This is a genomic window from Paraburkholderia unamae, assembly GCF_003096875.1.
Taxonomy (GTDB): Bacteria; Pseudomonadota; Gammaproteobacteria; order Burkholderiales; family Burkholderiaceae; genus Paraburkholderia; species Paraburkholderia unamae.
On sequence record NZ_QEOB01000070.1, the window covers coordinates 1 to 1,339 of the forward strand.

1 protein-coding gene is annotated in these 1,339 nt (G+C 68.9%); it reads left to right on the top strand.

What is annotated here, in order from left to right; translation table 11 throughout:
• On the top strand, positions 1-1,332 hold a 1,332-nt coding region (locus C7402_RS46090; protein ID WP_116615304.1), incomplete at its 5' end, for a formimidoylglutamate deiminase.
• Positions 1,333-1,339: the final 7 nt, after the last annotated feature.

A 1,339-nucleotide genomic window follows, 5' to 3' on the forward strand; every position in this document is an offset into this window, starting at 1 on the left:
CTGCTCGAATGGGACGCAACGGGCACGCTGCGCAGCGTGACGCCCGATCTGCCTGAAGCGCCCGCCGGTGTGGCGCACGCGGCAGGCCCGATCATGCCTGGCATGCCTAACCTTCATTCGCACGCCTTCCAGCGCGCGATGGCGGGCCTGACCGAATACCGCGCGAACCCCACCGACAGCTTCTGGAGCTGGCGCGACCTGATGTACCGTTTCGCCGCGCGCATCACGCCCGACGACCTCGGCGCCATCGCGCGCTGGCTGTATGTCGAGATGCTCAAGGCGGGCTATACCTCGGTCTGCGAATTCCACTACGTGCATCATGCGCAGGACGGGCAGCGTTATGCGAGCCCGGCCGAACTGGCGCAGCGCGTGGTCGATGCAGCGGGCGAAACGGGCATCGGCATGACCATGCTGCCCGTGCTTTACCAGTACAGCGGCTTCGGCGCGAAGCCGCCGCGCGACGACCAGCGGCGCTTCATCAACACGCCGGAGCAACTGCTCGGCATCGTCGAGTCGCTGCGCGCGTGGCGGCCCGAGCATGGCGCGCTGCGCTATGGCGTGGCGCCGCATTCGTTGCGCGCCGTCTCGCAGGACTCGCTGCGTGCGCTGCTCGACGGGCTCGATCACGTATCGCCCGGCGCGCCCGTGCATATCCACATTGCAGAGCAGACGGCCGAAGTCGACGCCTGCATCGCGACCGAAGGCGCGCGGCCCGTGCAATGGCTGCTCGATCGCTTCGACGTGAACGCGCGCTGGTGCCTCGTGCATGCCACGCATATCGACGCGCATGAAACTGCCGCGCTGGCCAGAAGCGGCGCGATTGCGGGCCTGTGCCTCACGACCGAAGCGAACCTGGGCGACGGCATTTTCCCCACGCACGACTACCTGGAGGCGCGGGGCGCGTTCGGCGTTGGCTCGGACAGCCATATCGGTGTGGCCTGGCGCGCCGAACTGCGGCTGCTCGAATACGGCCAGCGTCTCGTGCGACGCGAGCGCAACGTGCTGGCCGCGCCGCACGAGACGTACGTCGCCGACCGGCTGTTTGCGGCCGCGCTCGGCGGCGGCGCAAGCGCGACGGGGCGTGCGGTGGGCGCATTGAAGGCGGGCGCACGCGCCGACTGGATCGTGCTCGACGCGCAGCATCCGAACCTGGCGGAGCAACAGCCGCTCACGTGGCTCTCGTCGATCGTGTTTTGCGAACACGGTGAAACACCGGTGCTAGACGTTTATGCGGGCGGCGAGAAAGTCGTGGAGGCGCGACGCCATCGCGACGAGGCGCGCCTCTACACCGACTATCGCGCGGCGCTCGCCAGGCTGCTGGCCCAGGCGTGAGCGCGCG